Raw genomic sequence first — 18,284 nt, 5'->3', positions numbered from 1 at the left:
AACTGAAAATGAAAAAAAGCGTGTTATGTTTCCCTCTTTTGCTGGCCTTATTTAGCGGAAATGCGCTTGCTGATGATGGTGAGGTTCATGGAGCGATGCAAAAGCTGGGGATCAAGGCAGAAAATATCCAGCCATCACCGATTGTTGGCTTGAATACGGTAGTGACCGAACAAGGTATCATTTATCTGTCTGATGACGGCAAGTATTTATTGCAAGGGCCAATTTACGATGTCAGTGGCAGCACGCCGGTGAATGTCAGTAATCAATTGTTGATGAAAAAGCTGGAGGCGATGAAAGACCAAATGATTGTTTACAAAGCGCCAAAAGAGAAGCATGCTGTTACTGTTTTCACTGATATTACCTGTGGTTACTGCCATAAATTGCATGAAGAGATGAAAGAGTACAATAAACTTGGCATTACTATTCGCTATCTGGCATTCCCGCGTCAGGGTATGCAGCATCAGTCCGCTAAAGATATGCAATCTATCTGGTGCAGTGCAACACCACAAAAATCACTGGATGCAGCGTTCAAAAATGAGGGCGTTTCGCCAATCAAGGATTGTAAGGTGGATATCGCTAACCATTACAAATTGGGAGTCCAGTTTGGTGTACAGGGAACGCCGGCAATTATCCTTAAAGATGGCAGCCTGTTAGGTGGATATATGCCGCCGGAAGCGCTGGCAAAAGCATTAGATCAGCGTGGTAAATAAGTTTAGTGAATATTGAAACACAACTCCGCCGCCGCCCGGCGGTGGATGATAGTCATCTTCCACAACAGATTCATCCATTATTGCGCCGTTTATATGCCATTCGTGGCATCCAGCAAGCTAATGAATTGGAACGCAGTGTCCAGGGATTACTGAATTACCAGCATTTGAGTGGTGTGGAACAGGCGGTAACGCTATTGCTGACCGCACTTCATGAACACTGGCGTATTGTTATTGTCGGTGACTTTGACGCTGACGGTGCAACCAGTACTGCACTGGCGATCCGCTCGCTACGGGCGATGGGCTACCGTAATCTTGATTATCTGGTGCCAAATCGTTTTGAAGATGGTTACGGTTTAAGTCCACAGGTGGTAGAAGAGGTTGTCAAAAAAGGCGCTGACCTGATTATTACTGTGGATAACGGTATTTCTTCCCATGACGGCGTTGTGGCTGCACATCAGCACCATATGAAAGTGATTGTGACTGACCATCACTTGCCGGGAGAAATTCTGCCCGCTGCTGATGCCATTATTAACCCCAATTTGTCCGATTGTTTATTCCCGTCTAAATCATTGGCAGGGGTTGGCGTCACATTTTATCTGATGTCTGCTCTAAGGGCTGCGCTGAGGAAAGAACAATGGTTTGAAAAACAGGGAATTGCGCTGCCAAATCTGGCAGAAATGCTGGATCTGGTTGCGTTGGGCACTGTTGCTGATGTTGTCCCTTTGGATACCAATAATCGGATTCTGGTTTATCAGGGATTAAACCGCATTCGCGCAGGGCGCTGCTGTGCGGGGATCCGCGCATTACTGGAAGTTTCCAAACGTGATGCTTATAAGCTGGCCGCCAGCGATTTGGGCTTCTTTCTCGGGCCAAGGTTGAATGCCGCCGGTCGTTTGGATGACATGTCCATTGGCGTCGCTTTATTGCTCACTGACGATATGGCAAAGGCTCGTCAGATAGCTTGCGAACTGGACAGCCTTAACCATACCCGTCGTGAAATAGAGCAGGGAATGCAGCAGGAAGCACTGCAAATCTGCGACAAATTTGAACGTACCCGCACTGAATTGCCTTATGGTCTGGCGCTCTATCATCCTGAATGGCATCAAGGGGTGGTGGGAATTTTGGCTTCCCGAATTAAAGAGCGTTTTCACCGGCCTGTTATTGCCTTTGCACCGGCAGGTGATGGTATTTTGAAAGGTTCTGGCCGTTCAGTTCAGGGGCTGCATATGCGTGATGCCCTTGAACGACTTGATACTTTAAATCCGGGGCTGATACTGAAATTTGGTGGTCATGCAATGGCTGCCGGCCTGTCACTTGAACAGGATAAATTTGAACAATTCCAGCATCATTTTTCCACGCTGATGTCGGACTGGCTGGATATTTCGCAACTTGAAGGTGTTATCTGGAGTGATGGCGAGTTGACCATTAATGAACTGTCATTGGACGTTGCTGAAATGCTGCGTGATGGCGGCCCTTGGGGGCAATCTTTCCCGGAGCCTGTTTTTGACGGTAAATTCAGGTTGCTACAACAACGCATTGTGGGAGAACGTCATTTAAAAGTGATGGTAGAACCATTAAATGGCGGGCCGATGCTGGATGGTATCGCATTCAATATCGATCCTGCCCGTTGGCCGGATAACAGCGTCCGTGAAGTGGAACTTGCCTATAAACTGGACGTTAATGAATTCCGGGGCAACCGTAATGTGCAGCTTTTGATCCAGCATCTTTGGCCTTATTAAAAAATAGTCACGTATTCTCATTTGAATACGTGACAAATCTATTGAAATGCTATAAACCCTTTGCCAAATCCGTTACAATGCGCGGTTCGAAAAATATCCCATTTATCTACGACTACACAACGTAAGACACTAAAATATGTTTGAAATTAATCCGGTAAAAAACCACATTCAGGACCTGTCTGAACGGACAATGGTTCTGAGGGGGTATCTTTGACTACGATGCCAAGAAAGAACGCTTAGAAGAAGTTAACGCCGAACTGGAACAGCCTGATGTTTGGAATGAGCCGGAGCGAGCACAGTCTTTGGGTAAGGAACGCTCCTCACTGGAAGAGATTGTCAAAACTATTGATCAGCTTGAACAAGGTTTGGAAGATGTACAGGGCTTGTTGGAACTGGCAGTAGAAGCTGACGATGAAGAGACGTTTAATGAAGCTGTAGCAGAATTGGAACAGCTTGAAGGCAAACTGGGTCAGTTAGAATTCCGCCGTATGTTCTCTGGTGAGTATGACAGTGCTAACTGCTACCTTGATTTGCAGGCAGGCTCTGGCGGTACCGAAGCGCAGGATTGGGCAAGTATGCTAATGCGTATGTACCTGCGCTGGGCTGAATCCAAAGGTTTTAAAACTGAAATCATCGAAGAATCCGATGGTGAAGTTGCCGGCTTGAAATCAGCGACCATCAAGATCATGGGCGATTATGCTTATGGTTGGTTGCGTACTGAAACCGGTGTTCATCGTTTGGTACGTAAAAGCCCATTTGATTCCGGTGGTCGTCGTCACACTTCATTCAGTTCTGCATTTATCTATCCCGAAGTGGATGATGATATTGATATTGAAATCAACCCGGCAGATTTACGTATCGACGTGTATCGCGCATCAGGCGCGGGTGGTCAGCACGTTAACAAAACCGAATCTGCGGTACGTATTACCCATATACCAACCAACATTGTGACTCAGTGTCAGAATGATCGTTCTCAGCATAAAAACAAAGACCAGGCCATGAAACAGTTGAAAGCGAAACTGTATGAGCTGGAAATGCAGAAGAAAAATGCTGATAAACAGGTTATGGAAGAGAATAAATCAGATATCGGCTGGGGCAGCCAAATCCGTTCTTATGTTCTGGATGACTCACGGATCAAAGACTTGCGCACAGGCGTTGAAACCCGCAATACACAATCTGTGCTGGATGGTGATCTGGACAAATTCATTGAAGCAAGCCTTAAAGCTGGCTTATGAGGAACTAATATGTCACAACAACAACAGGGCGCAGAACAGGCCCCCGATTTAAATAATGAACTGCAAACCCGCCGTGAAAAACTGGCGGCTTTACGGGAGAAAGGTATTGCTTTCCCGAATGATTTCCGTCGTGAAAACATGTCAGAAGAGTTGCATGCGCAATACGACGACAAAACTCAGGAAGAGCTGGAAGCACTGAATATCGACGTGACGGTTGGTGGTCGTATGATGACCCGTCGCATTATGGGGAAAGCTTCTTTCGTAACGCTGCAAGATATGGGTGGTCGTATTCAGTTATACGTTGCCCGTGACGATCTGCCGGAAGGTATTTATAACGAACAGTTTAAAAAATGGGATCTGGGAGACATTCTGGGCGCTCGTGGCAAACTGTTTAAAACCAAAACCGGTGAACTTTCCATTCACTGTACTGAACTGCGTTTGCTGACGAAAGCGCTGCGTCCATTGCCGGATAAATTCCACGGGCTGGCTGATCAAGAAACCCGTTACCGCCAGCGCTATCTGGATCTGATCGCTAACGAAGAATCACGCAAAACCTTCCAGATTCGTTCCCAGGTTTTGTCTGAATTGCGTAACTTTATGGTCAGTAAAAGCTTTATGGAAGTGGAAACACCGATGATGCAGGTGATCCCGGGTGGTGCGTCGGCCCGTCCATTTATCACTCATCACAATGCGCTGGATATTGACATGTATCTGCGTATTGCGCCGGAGCTTTACCTGAAACGTCTGGTTGTGGGTGGTTTTGATCGTGTGTTTGAAATTAATCGTAACTTCCGTAACGAAGGCGTTTCTCCGCGTCATAATCCTGAGTTCACCATGATGGAACTCTATATGGCTTACGCGGATTACCAAGATCTGATCGTGTTGATCGAAGAGCTGTTCCGTACTTTGGCGCAAAATATTTTGGGCAGTACGTTGGTTAAATATGGTGAGCAGGAATTTGATTTCGGTAAACCCTTTGCCAAAATGAGTATGAAAGAAGCTATTTGCCAATATCGTCCTGAAACCAACATGGCTGATTTGGATGATATGGATAAAGCGGTGGCTATCGCTGAATCACTGGGTATTGCAGTGGAAAAAGGTTGGGGCCTTGGTCGCGTTCAGTGTGAAATCTTCGAAGAAACCGCTGAAAGCCACCTGATTCAACCGACATTTATCACTGAATACCCGGCAGAAGTTTCTCCGCTGGCTCGTCGTAATGATGAAAACCCGTTTATCACTGACCGTTTTGAATTCTTTATTGGCGGACGTGAAATTGGTAACGGCTTCTCAGAATTGAATGACGCTGAAGATCAGGCAGAACGTTTTGCTGAACAGGTTCGTCAGAAAGACGAAGGTGATGATGAAGCCATGTTTTATGACGAAGATTATGTCACTGCTCTGGAGCACGGCATGCCACCGACCGCAGGTTTGGGTATTGGTATTGACCGCATGGTAATGTTGTTTACTGACAGCCATACCATCCGTGATGTTATTTTGTTCCCGGCAATGCGCCCACAGAAATAATAGCCAGAATTCAGCTTCACATCGCAACTCCCTATGGCATAGCTGCCAAGGGAGTTTTTATTTTCAACTGCCTGAAATATAGACAACTTAAACAGATAATTACTTGCTGGTGCCTATGGAGTCGCTATAATAAAACGTATTACATCCAAAATGCGGGCGTAGTTCAATGGCAGAACGAGAGCTTCCCAAGCTCTATACGAGGGTTCGATTCCCTTCGCCCGCTCCATCCTAAAAATTCACACAAATAGTTCGCATTGAAAATATATCTATTGATATGATGTGAACAAGATTAAAAGAATTTACGAATGATAATCGCTCTAAGTTAATTATCAGTATTGTCTAATATGAAAAGAATTCCATTGTTAAATCAGCCTCGAGTCAGCTGGAAGTGATGTATTTTTTGGATGCGGATACATCACCATAGAGAGCATTCTATGGTAAATAAATAATTAATAGAGACTGTTTACCATGAAAGAAAAACATTGGTCAAAAACTCAACTTTTACATGAAGTTGTAACCAATCAAAATATTATCATCAAAGGAACCCATAGCTACTATAGTGATTGCTGGAGTGGTGGTTTTGAAGAATCTGTTGTTCGCTATTTGTATGGTGATAAGATCAGTCTTCAATGGGAGTCTAAGTGGCCAATTGATAAATTGTATATTGGCGATTATGTTTGCATAGCCGCTGAAACTATCATTCTTATGGGTGGAAACAATACACACAGAGCAGATTGGTTCTGTTTGTATCCATTTATGGAATATATCGAAGAGGCCTATGTAGGCAAAGGCGACACGCATATTCATGATGGTGTGTGGCTTGGTATGCGTTCAATGATTATGCCAGGTGTTACCATTGGTGAAGGCGCTATAATCGCTGCTAATAGCGTCGTCACTAAAGATGTTGCGCCATACAGTATTGTGGCTGGAACGCCTGCGAAATTCGTTAAATACCGATTTGAACCGCATGTTATAAATGAGCTGCTTGGATTAAAAATATATGATTGGTCAGAAGAGAAATTTAATGCTTTAAAGCCCTATCTCTGTTCTTCAGATATTAAGGCGTTGAAATCTGCTGTAAAATTATATTCAGAAAAATAGTTAATCAGTATTATTAGTGTATCGACTATCTATCTGTTAGTAAAATCTGCCGTAAACTTTCGCAGTGCAGTCTCTTAGTCAGATCTCCTGATTAAGAGACTGGATAAGGCGATAGTCTTCAACCATGTCCTATCACTTAAACCAACTTGTCTTTTTAATCGGTTAGATTAAACAGTAAGATGATATTTATTTACAGAGAAAGCTTAATACAGTTACGGGCAGGAAAAGATAAAATTATTATATCGTTACAGGATTATGTTACACAAACTATTATTTGTGGCATGGTGAGTGGGACCATTATTCAGTATTAAAACCGGTTGCTATTGAAATTTTAGTTGAAGTTATATTATTGAAATGCTCCGACAAGAACGTTTATTCAAAAAATCGAACTTAATATATCAGGAAATACTCGACATTATACAATATAGCTGTCAATATTTACCGACCTATAAGTGATGGCAATGGGGTGAAAAGCTTTATACCCGTTATCTTTCAAGTTGCCTCTTTGTTGGCTGCGCTCGCTCACCCCGGTCACATAGTTTGCTATGCTCCCGGGGATTCGCTCCCTTGCCGTCGCGATGCATCTTGAAATCTATAAGGTATATCATGTGACTTTCAATTTGTTGATCTGAGAGGATGTATCACTTTATGGCAAAGTAATGGTTGTTAAGGGTTAATGATAACAAAATATTATTTAAGGGTTAATGTTGATGATTTCTGATTTAGTTAAATCCAATCGGTTAAAAATTATTTTCAATAGTATTATTGGTGCTTTTAGTGCTTTCTTTAGTATTTGGTTAATCTCCTTGATTACCGATGATGCATTGGGGCAGATTAATACTGACTTGGTATTATGGGCAGTCAAGTTTTTATCTGGATTAGTTTGTTTATTCATTGTAAGTTCTTTTGCCAACTACCTAATGACAAAATTAAGCGTCAAAATTATTTTTGAAGTTCGCAACACCTTGGTGAGGCGTATTTTGAATACGCCATATGCCATTTTGGATAGAATTGGAGGGCATAGAGTTCAGGCCAGTTTAACATCTGATGTTAATGATATTTCCTGGGCTATTTCTATCATGCCGCAGTTTATTTATCATGTAATTACAGTGGTTGCATGCTTAGGCTTTCTGGCATTTAGATCGATTGAACTATTTATGGTAATTCTGGTAATTTTTCCATTTGGGATTTTGGTTTCGCGTTACTTCATTAATAAAGCTGAAGCTTATGAGAAGATATATCGTGATGATTATGATGATCTTCATAAACAATTCAAAACTTTGGTGGATGGAGTTAAAGAGCTTAATAACAATAGCAAGCGTAAGAGTTCGTTTTTTAATCGCGGCGTTCTGCCAGCATTAAGAAAGATTAATGAATCTGATCTTAAATCAGAAATTTTTTGGAGGCTGAGTGAAAACTGGGGGCAAATATTATTATTTCTGGTACTTGGTTCTATTTTATTTTCTCATGCTATGTGGGGAATAGGGGAAAGTCACAATATTCTTACCTTTATATTTATTATGACTTTTTTACTGGGGCCTGTTGATTTCATTTTGTCCTCACAGGAGATCATAGTAAAAGCTTTCATCTCTCTGCGTAAGATTGATAGTTTGCAGTTTTCCGAAAATTTATCAATGGAGCCAACTTTAACAAACACAGAAAAACAAGAGGAATGGTCTCAACTTTCACTGAATTCTATAAGTTTTAAATATGTTGATGAAGAGAGTTGTTTTACTGTTGGGCCGATTAATCTGGCTATTCAGCGTGGTGAAATTATCATTATTAAAGGTGGTAATGGCAGTGGTAAATCAACTTTTGCCAAGTTATTGATTGGCTTGTTGAATAAAACTGAAGGTGATATTTTAATAGATGGTAAAGAGATTAATAAAGATAATCTAGAGAATTATCTGAATATGTACAGTGTTATTCACTCGGATTTTTATCTGTTTGATACTGTGATTAATCGCAAAGGTGAACCGGCAGATGATGAGCTGACTCGTCAATATCTGGAAAAATTGAATCTGGCAGAAAAAGTAACGGTTAAAGATGGCAAGTTGTCGACCACTAAGCTTTCTCATGGCCAACGTAAACGCCTGGCTCTTGTGATCTCTTATATGGAAGATGCTCCTATTTGTTTGTTTGATGAGTGGGCGGCGGATCAAGATCCTCATTATAGAAACTTTTTCTATCGTGAATTACTGCCTGAGATGAAGCGCAATGGAAAAACGATCATAGTTATTAGTCATGACGATAAATATTTTGATGCTGCGGACAGAATTATCACTATGGATAATGGTTTGGTAGATAATATTGAAGTCAACACATACCCCAATAAAGTAGAAAATGCTGTTTTAAATTCAGTACATTATACTATTGAATCATAATAGAAGATATATTAGAAGGTTATGATGTTTTAAATTTTTTAAAATCAACTAGATAAGATTCGGGAAAAGTATGGTGGTGATTTTTTACAGGGTCTTGTCTTGGGGACGATATAAATTACGGCTTGATTTTTTTAATTTTGTTTATTAGAAATGTCATGCCGAAATATAAAATCATTTTTTATTCCTTTACCAATTGTTAGTTAAAAGACACAATGTAGTTCGTTGTTTTTCCCAATATTGCGTCAATAACTATATTTGGCATTATTTTCAACGTATGAAGCTCTGTTATTGGCATCCAAATTAACTTTCTTCTTATTCCATTCTCTAAATAAAATGGAATGTCTTTTTCAATATTAGCTTTAAACATGAAGTTTATTTCATGAATAGGGACACCGTTATTTTCATAAAAATTTTCTATTACTTGATGAAATTCAAGCTGTTCTGCTTTCATATAAAGTCCAAGCTCTTCTTTTAACTCCCTGGATGCAGCTTCAATACGCGCTGGTTGATGGAATGCTGTCAGGCGCATCCATTACTGGCTGGATTGCGGCGTATTATGCTGGTGACGTCCACCGCGCCTTGGTTGTCTTTTTGTATATACAAAGTATAATTTTAATGTTGGCGTAACTCCCTAAAATTATACTATGTATAACCAGATTACATAGGAGAACTTATGAGCATAGCAATCAAACGGTGGGGCAATAGCAACGGGGTAATCATACCTGCCCACCTACTAAAACAAATTGGAGCCACTGTTGGTCAAGAACTAGATGTTAAAGTTAAAGATGGAACACTAGTTTTAATACCAAAGACACGTGCCAAACGCTATACATTAGACGAACTGTTACAACAGTGTGATCCGAATGCACCTCTAGAAACCGAAGAAAGTGTATGGGGTAGTAACCAAACGCCAGTTGGGAGAGAAGTATGGTAAGACGCAAAAAAGGATTTGGGCAAGGGGATATAGTCAAGCTATGCCTTAATCCTACCTCTGGACGAGAAATACAAGGAGAAGAAAGACCAGCGTTGATTCTATCACAACATGGATTTAACAATCTTGGTATGGTTCTAGTTGCCCCGATAACACAGGGTGGAAACTACTCTCGATATAACGGTTTTACTGTAACTCTATCGGGAACTGGTTCAAAAACTCAAGGAGTAATCTTAATGAATCAAGTCAAAATGGTTGATCTTGAAAGTCGTAATGGCAAATTTATAGAATCTGCAAATCCTATTGTTGTTGAAGATGCACTAGCTAAACTAATGGCTATTATTGAGTAAAAAAGACCATTCTTTGTTAGCTCCGTAATTAGCAAAAGCCGCCGTAAACCCTCGCCAAATGCGAGGGTGGGGAGCAGTCATATGAATTGACTATTTCAACTGTAATAATGATAGGTGTTTCGTTACCTTGAGATGAGTAACGCTTCTTAAGCAACTAAGTTCCCTGATGTTATTCAAACCATGAGATTTTCTTTGATCTGCCGACTCAATAAAAAACAGCCAGGGATAGCAGAATCATATGATAAATAGCGTTTTGATAAAAACGTTGAACTCTCGTTTTACATCACCATTAATTCCCGGCCATTTCCTGTTTCAATCGTCGCCACAACGTAGTACGGCTGATCCCCAGATGTTCCGCAGCCGCATGGCGATTGCCGGAAAATCGTTGCAGGGTTTTATGAGCTGAAGGTGGGGTAATAGGTGAAGGTGGCATCGCCAGAGGGGGCTTCATATTTTTTTCTATCAGCTTGAGTGCAGGTTGGCGCTCCGGTGAAAGAGCCAATATTAATTCAGGTGTCAATGTATGCTCAGTATGGGCGCTGAGGTATAACGCGATTCGCTCCATGAGATTACGCAGTTCCCGGACATTACCGGGCCAATGATAGGATTGCAATGCCTCCTGACAGGCAGAAAGCTCTTGTACTCTTGACTGCGATACCGGCAAATTCAATGCGGCAAACGCCCGTCGCAGATATTCCAGCGCCAATGTACCAATATCGTTGCCCCTTTCTCGGAGAGCGGGAATATTGATCCGCAATACACTCAGGCGATAGAACAGATCTGTCCGAAAACGTCTTTCTTGAACCCAGGTATCCAAATCGCAATGTGTGGCGCAAATGATCCGAACATCAACGGCAATGGGGCGGTGTCCTCCCACTCTGACGACAGATTTTTCTTCCAGCACTCTCAATAACCGTGTCTGAAGAGGCAATGGCATTTCACCAATTTCATCCAGAAATAGTGTGCCCCGATGGGCAACTTCAAAAAGACCTGCTCGCCCTCCACGCTGTGAGCCGGTGAAAGCCCCTTCCTCATAACCAAATAATTCAGCTTCCAGCAGGGATTCAGCAATGGCACCACAGTTAACGGCAACAAACGGGCGCTGATGTTTGCCTGCAACCTGACCATACCGGAGGGCATATTCATGGTGAATGGCTTGTGCCACCAGTTCCTTCCCTGTACCGCTTTCCCCTTGTATCAGAACCGTGGCAGGCGAGCGGGCATATAACATGATGGTGTTGCGCACACGCTCAATCACGGCTGAACTTCCCCGGATATCATTGAGGGTGTGGCGGGTGCGCAAGGTCTCCTGTATTGGATAGGCAGAAATTGAAGCCTGGCTAAACTTGGTCATTCTGGCGATATCCAATGCATCATGGAATGCCCGACGAATAGAATCCGCAGAATAGACAAAAACACCGACAAGTTCAGCTTCATAGGCGAGATCGGTAATTAGCCCGGCACCGACAATAACTTTAATGCCGATGGCTTTTAATGCATTAATCTGAGCCCGCGCATCTTCTTCCGTGATATAGCTACGTTGCTCAATACGTAAGTTGAACCGTTGCTGAAATTCTTCCAGCGCAGGCAATGTATTCTGATAGACGATAACGCCAATGCGGGAGCTGATTTGCCGTGCACGGGCCAGTGCCTGCATAAAATCAAATCCGCTGGCCTCTGCAATGATAACAGGCACTGACAAACGGCTTTTCAGATAGGCGCCATTAGAGCCGGCACAGATCACTGCATCACAACGTTCGATTGTCAGCCGTTTACGAATATGCTGAACCGCATTTTCAAAACCAAGTTGGATGGGCGTGATATTCGCCTGATGATCGAACTCCGGCGTGATGTCACGGAATAGATCAAAAAGGCGGGAAATGGATACCGTCCAAATGATCGGTTTGTCGCTGTTATCACGCCCTGTTGATGGTGCTTCTGCCATTCCGTTCTCCTAATATTGTGTGCTGTTTTGTTTTTCCCACCAGAACAATTCTATGTTTCAAAAGTGTTTCAATTATGTTTTTTGAAACGAAATTAATCCATTATGAAACAAGGACGCTTTTGTATCAATGATGCTTTCCTACAAGATTAGTCAATGCGTTAGATATTTTTTTATTTTAAAAACAACATATTAATTTCCATTCCATCTTTATTTTTAAGTTTATTAGCCATTGTTTACTTTGTTGGCACACACATTGCTTTATAACAAATATATTTCATTCTAATAACAAGGAGGTTATGTATGCCGCTTTCCTCTGCTGGTTTGGCGTTTCGTCAGGCTATAGAAGTTGAATCTCCATTACAGATAGTTGGCACCATCAATGCCAACCATGCATTGCTGGCGAAACGGGCGGGCTATAAAGCTATTTATCTTTCTGGTGGCGGTGTATCGGCGGGTTCATTAGGTATGCCTGATCTGGGAATTTCAACGCTGGACGATGTGCTGACAGATATCCGCCGTATCACGGACGTCTGTGATTTGCCATTGCTCGTGGATGCTGATATTGGTTTTGGTTCTTCTGCCTTTAATGTGGCTCGCACCGTGCGCTCAATGATTAAAGCTGGCGCTGCGGGGTTGCATATTGAGGATCAGGTCGGTGCGAAGCGTTGCGGTCATCGCCCGAATAAAGAGATTGTGTCCAAAGAGGAAATGGTTGATCGCATTAAGGCTGCAGTCGATGCCCGTATTGATAAGCATTTCGTCATTATGGCCCGTACTGATGCTTTGGCTGTTGAAGGTTTGGCAGCGGCCCTTGACAGGGCTAAAGCCTATATCGAAGCCGGGGCAGACATGCTGTTTCCTGAGGCGATCACGGAATTGCACATGTATAAAACATTTGCGTCAACAACTGGGGTTCCAATACTCGCCAACATCACTGAATTTGGTGCGACGCCACTGTTCACTACCGAAGAGTTAAAAAATGTGGATGTATCCATTGCGCTTTACCCGCTTTCTGCTTTCCGGGCAATGAATAAGGCCGCCGAGCAGGTTTACACCACACTCCGCCGCGAAGGGACACAGAAGAATGTGATCAGCATGATGCAGACTCGCAACGAGTTATACGAAAGCATCAACTACTACGATTTTGAACAAAAACTGGATGCGCTTTTCTCCCAGAAAAAATCTCAATGACGGACAGCTTCATCACTTTATGTGGCATAAAAAACAGTCGAGGTGAGACCAATGAGCGAACAGAACACAATTACTGAGTCAACTACTTTCAAGCCTAAAAAATCTGTTGCCCTTTCGGGGGTCAGTGCGGGTAACACAGCACTCTGTACAGTTGGGAAAACCGGCAACGATCTGCATTACCGTGGCTACGATATTCTTGATCTTGCAACCCAGTGTGAATTTGAAGAAGTTGCGCACCTGTTGATCCACGAAAAATTGCCTTCCCGCGCTGAACTGGCCGCCTATAAAACGAAACTAAAAGCACTGCGAGGTTTGCCGGGTAGCGTCAAGGCAGCATTGGAAACATTACCTGCTGCCGCTCATCCCATGGATGTCATGCGTACAGGTGTCTCCGTTCTTGGCTGCACATTGCCTGAAAAAGACGATCACAATCTTGCAGGTGCGCGTGATATTGCTGACAAATTACTGGCCTCTCTTAGCTCCATGTTGCTCTACTGGTATCACTATAGTCACAACGGACGCCGTATTGAGGTAGAAACCGATGATGAGTCGATAGGCGGGCATTTTCTTCACCTCCTGCATGGTAAAAAACCCAGTGAATCATGGGAAGAAACTATGCATATATCCCTGATCCTTTATGCCGAACATGAGTTTAACGCCTCGACATTTACCAGCCGGGTTATCGCAGGAACCGGCACGGATATCTATTCCGCCATCATCGGGGCGATTGGTGCACTGAGAGGGCCAAAACACGGTGGAGCAAACGAAGTCTCTTTTGAAATTCAACAGCGCTATGAAAATCCTGACGAAGCAGAGGCAGATATCCTGGCGCGTCTGGCAAGAAAAGAGGTCATTATCGGCTTTGGTCATCCGGTTTACACCATTTCAGATCCCCGTCACAAAGTGATTAAAAATGTGGCTCTGCAACTTTCCAAAGAGGCAGGAACGACCAAAATGTTTGATATTGCGGATCGGCTGGAATCTGTGATGTGGGTTAACAAAAAAATGTTCCCGAACCTTGATTGGTTCTCTGCGGTTTCCTATCACATGATGGGCGTACCGACGGCGATGTTTACACCGTTGTTTGTGATTGCCCGCACATCGGGATGGGCTGCTCACATCATTGAACAACGTATTGATAACAAAATTATCCGCCCTTCGGCCAATTATACCGGGCCGGAAAATCGGGTATTTACGCCAATTGGTGAGCGTGGATAACGTTATTTTTGGTGTGGTGTTTCCTGTATTCATGTTTTTTTAACAAGGAATTATTATGTCTACCTCTGTTGTAAACAACCGTCCTGAATATGATCAGGTGATTGTGGATATCGTGGATTATGTTATGGAATACCCGATCACATCATCCATTGCCCATGAAACGGCCTATTACTGTTTTCTGGATACGCTGGGCTGTGGGCTGGAGGCGTTGGAATACCCGGCCTGCAAGAAACTGTTGGGGCCTATTGTGCCGGGTACGGTTGTGCCTAATGGGGTGCGTGTACCGGGAACACAATTCCAGCTTGATCCCGTACAGGCGGCGTTTAACATTGGTACGATGATCCGGTGGCTGGATTTTAATGACACATGGCTGGCGGCTGAATGGGGACATCCGTCCGATAACCTTGGTGGCATACTGGCGGTGGCTGACTGGCTATCAAGAAATGCCGTTGCTTGTGGCAAAAAGCCGCTCACCATCAAAGCCGTTTTGATGGGCATGATCAAAGCACATGAAATTCAGGGATGTCTTGCACTGGAGAATGCGTTCAATAAAGTCGGGTTGGATCACGTCGTTCTGGTAAAAGTGGCTTCGACCGCCGTTGTTGCTGAAATGTTGGGGCTGAACCGGGAAGAGATCCTGAGTGCGGTATCGCTCGCCTGGGTTGATGGGCAGTCGCTGAGAACTTACCGTCATGCCCCTAATACCGGTTCACGTAAATCCTGGGCGGCGGGTGATGCGACATCCCGAGCTGTTCGTCTGGCTTTCATGGCACAAAAAGGTGAGATGGGGTATCCCTCTGCATTAACTGCAAAAACTTGGGGATTTTATGATGTCTTGTTCAATGGACAGCCTTTCAAATTCCAGCGTGCCTATGGTGCTTATGTGATGGAAAACGTATTGTTTAAGATAGCTTTCCCGGCAGAATTTCATGCACAAACTGCGGTGGAAGCGGCAATGAGTCTGCATCAGCAACTGAAAGACACCGGCAAGACTATCAATGACATCACAAAAATCACTATTCGTACCCATGAGGCCTGTATTCGGATTATCGATAAGCAAGGTCCGTTAAACAACCCGGCGGACAGAGATCATTGTATTCAGTATATGGTTGCGGTTCCTTTGATCTTTGGCCGTCTCACCGCTGCGGATTATGAAGATAGTGTTGCGGCAGATCCCCGTATTGATGCACTGCGGGAAAAAATGGTGTGTGTTGAAGATGTTGATTTTACCCGTGATTACCACGATCCGGGAAAACGCTCTATTGCTAACGCATTAACCGTTACATTTGCAGATGGCAGCCAGCTTGATGAAGTTAAAGTCGAGTTCCCTATCGGCCATGCTCATCGTCGCCGAGAAGGCATTCCATTATTGCTGAAAAAATTCAGAACCAATCTGGCACGTCAGTTTCCTGAAACACAACAGAGGAAAATTCTGTCGGTTTCCCTTGACCGTCAGTTACTGGAAAACATGCCGGTAAACGAATATCTTGATTTGTACGTTATCTAATCTGAAATGCCGTCGGCGGTTGCTCTCCTTGAGTACTGCTCTATCATTTTACGCAGTACCAGGAGAGATTATGTTATTCAAAACTTTTTACCAGCAATCCATTGATGATCCCCACTCTTTCTGGGCTGATCAGGCTAAACGCATTTTCTGGCAACAACCTTTTGAACAGGTTCTGGATCACAACAATCCTCCCTTTGCCCGCTGGTTTTGCGGGGGAAAAACCAACCTATGTTACAACGCACTGGATCGCTGGCTGGAAAGCCAGCCTGACGCCAAAGCGCTCATCATGATTTCAACAGAAACGAATAGTGAAAAAGTATTCACTTTCAGGGAATTACATCGGGAAGTGAACAGAACGGCGGCTATGATGCTTTCTCTGGGCGTTAAAAAAGGCGACAGGGTTTTGGTTTATATGCCGATGATTGCTGAAGCGCTGTTTGTTTTGCTCGCTTGTGCCCGTATTGGTGCAGTTCACTCGGTTGTTTTTGGGGGTTTTGCTGCCCAGAGCCTTGCTACACGGTTGGATAATGCTGAGCCTGTGCTGGTGGTGTCTGCGGATGCGGGATCTCGTGGTGGAAAAGTCATCCCTTATAAACCGTTGCTGGATGAAGCTATCGAACTGGCGAACCACAAACCCCACCATGTACTGATGGTTAACCGCGGGATGGCTGACATGGTTTGGCTACCGGAAAGAGATGTTGATTTCGCAACATTGCGGCAAGAGTGTCTTGATGCTGACGTTCCTGTGACCTGGCTTGAATCAAATGAAACCTCCTGCGTGCTCTATACCTCCGGCACGACGGGCACCCCAAAAGGCGTTCAGCGTGATGTTGGGGGGTATGCTGTTGCACTGGCAACATCCATGGATATCATTTTTGGCGGTAAAGCGGGTGAAGTGTTTTTTTGTACGTCAGATATTGGTTGGGTCTTGGGGCATTCTTATATTGCTTATGCCCCTTTGATCGCAGGAATGGCGACAATTATGTATGAAGGGCTGCCGATACAGCCGGATGCTGGCATTTGGTGGCAGATAGTGGAAAAATATCAGGTAACACGCATGTTTTCAGCGCCTACAGCGATTCGTGTACTGAAAAAATACCCGGTTGAATCTATTGCACAATACGATATTTCATCACTGAAATCGTTGTATTTGGCGGGAGAACCGCTTGATGAGCACACTGCCCGCTGGATTGCAGAGGCGATCAACACCCCTGTTATTGATAACTACTGGCAGACTGAGACAGGCTGGCCGATTATGGCTATCGCCCGCGCTCTGGATGACAGGCCGAATCGGTTTGGTAGCACTGGCTTCCCGATGTATGGTTTTCATGTCAAGCTGATTAATGAACTGACCGGTGAGGAGTGCGGCGATAACGAAAAAGGCCTGCTCGTTATTGAAGGGCCTTTGCCTCCAGGTTGCATTCAAACTATCTATGGTGACGATACACGTTTCATCAATACCTATTGGTGTCATTTTGACCAGCCTGTTTATTCCACATTCGATTGGGGGATCCGTGACAGTGATGGCTATTATTTTATTTTGGGACGTTCGGATGATGTGATTAATGTTGCGGGACACCGATTGGGAACGCGGGAGATAGAAGAGTGTATTGCAGGCCATGAAGACGTTGCTGAAGTGGCTGTTATTGGTATCAAGGATGCCATCAAGGGGCAAGCCGCAGTTGCCTTTGCCGTTCTCAAGGATGGAAGGGAAATCCAGAATGCTGAACATTTTTCCTCTCTGGAAAAGGCCCTGATGGGCTTGGTGAACAAACAAATTGGCAGCGTGGGCCGCCCAGCACGGGTGTATTTCGTCTCCCAGCTTCCCAAGACGCGTTCAGGAAAAATGTTGCGCCGAACTATGCAGGCAATATGTGAAGGGCGTGAGCCGGGTGATATTTCTCTGATTGAAAACCCTGCTTCACTGGAGGTTATTCGAGAAGCTGTTTTCCGGTGAATAGTTTTCCATGATATTGGGACGCTTTTATTTTTTCCTTGTTGATTTCTTGGAATAAAGAAATTGTTGTGGTCCACTCTATTTTCCGATTAATGAGTGAAATATTTGCATTTGATAATATAAATGGGTTGAAATATCTAGATTGTGAAGTTTATCCGGATGTGATAATAATGATTTTATATGTTAGATAATTAAGGGCTAAAATGTTACCTGATGTAATTGTCACTGTGCTGGTTTTATTTGTTTGTGTGTTTTTAATTAGTAAATTAAGTAAGATGAGGCAGCGTAATAAATCAATTATAATTGCTAGTATAATAATTTTCACAGGAAGTACGAGTGAGATCGTTTATAATATTAGGTCTCGTTGTTCTATTGGGTTAGATTGTAACTGGCTTGATTTTGTTGTTTTTGGCTCAATAATGTTAACAGCGGTAGCAGCTTTATTTATATCATTTTTCAGGCAGAGTAATTAACACGTCAAAGATAGGTTTT

Annotated in this window: 14 protein-coding genes, 1 tRNA gene and 1 pseudogene; 14 read left to right on the top strand and 2 right to left on the bottom strand. The window is 43.6% G+C overall.

What is annotated here, in order from left to right:
* Nucleotides 1-8 precede the first annotated feature (8 nt).
* The 7 genes from dsbC to C5470_RS09930 all read left to right on the top strand — a co-directional run bounded on the left by dsbC (nt 9) and on the right by C5470_RS09930 (nt 8,693).
* Nucleotides 9-710 (top strand): bifunctional protein-disulfide isomerase/oxidoreductase DsbC, encoded by a 702-nt coding sequence (gene dsbC, locus C5470_RS09960; RefSeq protein ID WP_036842905.1) that lies wholly within the window; start codon nt 9-11, stop codon nt 708-710.
* Between the two features lie 5 nt (nt 711-715).
* Nucleotides 716-2,449, top strand: a complete 1,734-nt coding sequence (gene recJ, locus C5470_RS09955) for a single-stranded-DNA-specific exonuclease RecJ (RefSeq protein WP_036842907.1) — start codon at nt 716-718, stop codon at nt 2,447-2,449.
* Nucleotides 2,450-2,585: 136 nt separating this feature from the next.
* Nucleotides 2,586-3,684, top strand: a protein-coding gene (prfB, locus tag C5470_RS09950) for a peptide chain release factor 2 (RefSeq protein WP_110742751.1) whose coding sequence is annotated in 2 segments (ribosomal slippage) — nt 2,586-2,660 and nt 2,662-3,684 — 1,098 coding nt in all. Because the reading frame shifts where the segments join, the coding sequence is not laid out codon by codon here.
* Between the two features lie 9 nt (nt 3,685-3,693).
* The gene (lysS, locus tag C5470_RS09945) at nt 3,694-5,208 is read left to right on the top strand and encodes a lysine--tRNA ligase (protein ID WP_166288356.1); all 1,515 of its coding nucleotides are present in this window, start codon (nt 3,694-3,696) and stop codon (nt 5,206-5,208) included.
* Between the two features lie 152 nt (nt 5,209-5,360).
* Nucleotides 5,361-5,434: transfer RNA gene (locus tag C5470_RS09940), tRNA-Gly, on the top strand.
* A 242-nt stretch (nt 5,435-5,676) separates the two neighbouring features.
* Complete coding sequence (locus C5470_RS09935) at nt 5,677-6,309, top strand: CatB-related O-acetyltransferase (RefSeq protein ID WP_166288353.1); 633 nt, start codon at nt 5,677-5,679, stop codon at nt 6,307-6,309.
* A 710-nt stretch (nt 6,310-7,019) separates the two neighbouring features.
* Nucleotides 7,020-8,693, top strand: coding sequence for a cyclic peptide export ABC transporter (locus C5470_RS09930; RefSeq protein ID WP_166288350.1), 1,674 nt, complete (start codon nt 7,020-7,022; stop codon nt 8,691-8,693).
* Nucleotides 8,694-8,889: 196 nt separating this feature from the next.
* On the opposite strand, the gene C5470_RS09925 is transcribed toward C5470_RS09930, so the two are convergent.
* Nucleotides 8,890-9,222 carry an NUDIX domain-containing protein gene (locus C5470_RS09925; protein ID WP_036842919.1) on the bottom strand — a complete coding sequence of 111 codons (333 nt, stop codon included), beginning with the start codon at nt 9,220-9,222 and terminating at the stop codon, nt 8,890-8,892.
* Here C5470_RS09925 and C5470_RS22775 point away from each other — a divergent pair.
* The 3 genes and pseudogenes from C5470_RS22775 to C5470_RS09915 form a co-directional block, all read left to right on the top strand.
* Nucleotides 9,196-9,279: pseudogene (locus tag C5470_RS22775) on the top strand (GNAT family N-acetyltransferase); the annotation flags it as partial. The gene C5470_RS09925 and the pseudogene C5470_RS22775 sit on opposite strands and share 27 nt — an antisense overlap.
* Before the next feature lie 87 nt (nt 9,280-9,366).
* A complete protein-coding gene (locus tag C5470_RS09920; protein ID WP_036842922.1) occupies nt 9,367-9,627 on the top strand; it encodes an AbrB/MazE/SpoVT family DNA-binding domain-containing protein in 261 nt (86 codons plus the stop codon).
* Nucleotides 9,621-9,974: a type II toxin-antitoxin system ChpB family toxin gene (locus tag C5470_RS09915; protein WP_036842924.1), complete on the top strand. Its 354-nt coding sequence runs from the start codon at nt 9,621-9,623 to the stop codon at nt 9,972-9,974. Before C5470_RS09920 ends, C5470_RS09915 begins: the two co-directional genes overlap by 7 nt.
* A 289-nt stretch (nt 9,975-10,263) precedes the next feature.
* Here C5470_RS09915 and prpR read toward each other — a convergent pair whose 3' ends face one another.
* A complete protein-coding gene (prpR, locus tag C5470_RS09910; protein ID WP_166288347.1) occupies nt 10,264-11,919 on the bottom strand; it encodes a propionate catabolism operon regulatory protein PrpR in 1,656 nt (551 codons plus the stop codon).
* Nucleotides 11,920-12,219: 300 nt separating this feature from the next.
* Here prpR and prpB point away from each other — a divergent pair, with 300 nt between their 5' ends.
* From prpB to C5470_RS09890, 4 genes are all read left to right on the top strand, one after another.
* A complete protein-coding gene (gene prpB, locus C5470_RS09905) occupies nt 12,220-13,110 on the top strand; it encodes a methylisocitrate lyase (RefSeq protein WP_036842925.1) in 891 nt (296 codons plus the stop codon).
* A 51-nt stretch (nt 13,111-13,161) separates the two neighbouring features.
* Nucleotides 13,162-14,328: a bifunctional 2-methylcitrate synthase/citrate synthase gene (gene prpC, locus C5470_RS09900; RefSeq protein ID WP_166288344.1), complete on the top strand. Its 1,167-nt coding sequence runs from the start codon at nt 13,162-13,164 to the stop codon at nt 14,326-14,328.
* A 55-nt stretch (nt 14,329-14,383) separates the two neighbouring features.
* Nucleotides 14,384-15,835 (top strand): bifunctional 2-methylcitrate dehydratase/aconitate hydratase, encoded by a 1,452-nt coding sequence (locus C5470_RS09895; RefSeq protein ID WP_166288341.1) that lies wholly within the window; start codon nt 14,384-14,386, stop codon nt 15,833-15,835.
* A gap of 70 nt (nt 15,836-15,905) precedes the next feature.
* On the top strand, nt 15,906-17,792 hold the full coding sequence (locus C5470_RS09890; protein ID WP_166288338.1) for a propionate--CoA ligase: 1,887 nt from the start codon (nt 15,906-15,908) through the stop codon (nt 17,790-17,792).
* The last annotated feature ends 492 nt before the right edge of the window (nt 17,793-18,284 follow it).

It is taken from the genome of Photorhabdus stackebrandtii (assembly GCF_011189495.1).
GTDB classification, from domain to species: domain Bacteria; phylum Pseudomonadota; class Gammaproteobacteria; order Enterobacterales; family Enterobacteriaceae; genus Photorhabdus; species Photorhabdus khanii.
The sequence above is the reverse complement of the archived record's forward strand: the minus strand, read 5'-3'. Positions and strand labels throughout refer to the sequence as shown.